General features: G+C 59.9%; 1 protein-coding gene. It reads left to right on the top strand.

All coding sequences use genetic code 11. From position 1 onward, the window contains the following. The coding region (locus tag PQQ96_RS42165; RefSeq protein ID WP_459252152.1) for a threonine ammonia-lyase at window positions 1–578 on the top strand (578 nt) is incomplete at both ends.

Genomic DNA, 578 nt, shown 5'->3' with positions numbered 1-578 from the left:
TTCGACCGCATGCGCTTCGTGGCCGAGCGCGCCGAGGTGGGTGAAGCGCGTGAAGCGGTGTTCGCCGTGACGATTCCTGAAGAGCGCGGCAGTTTCCGCCGCTTCTGCGAACTGGTCGGCACGCGCAGCGTCACCGAGTTCAACTACCGCATCGCGGACGCGAATTCAGCCCATATCTTTGTCGGCGTGCAGATCAGGAATCGCAGCGAATCCGCGCAGATCGCGGGCGCATTCGAAGCGCACGGCTTTGCCACGGTCGATCTGACTTTCGATGAACTGTCGAAGCAGCACATCCGCTATATGGTCGGCGGACGCTCGCCTCTGGCTCACGACGAACGTCTGTTCCGCTTCGAGTTTCCGGAGCGACCAGGTGCGCTGATGAAGTTTTTGTCGTCAATGGCACCGAACTGGAATATCAGCCTGTTCCACTATCGCAACCAGGGCGCGGACTACAGTTCGATTCTGGTCGGTATCCAGGTGCCGGAGAGCGAGAACAGCGAGTTCGAACGCTTTCTCGCGACGCTCGGTTATCCGTACTGGGAAGAGACACGGAACCCGGTGTACCGCTTGTTTCTCGC

Source organism: Paraburkholderia sediminicola (assembly GCF_046027825.1).
In the GTDB taxonomy this organism is placed as follows: Bacteria; Pseudomonadota; Gammaproteobacteria; order Burkholderiales; family Burkholderiaceae; genus Paraburkholderia; species Paraburkholderia sediminicola_D.
This window is presented reverse-complemented; position numbering and strand designations above follow the sequence as displayed.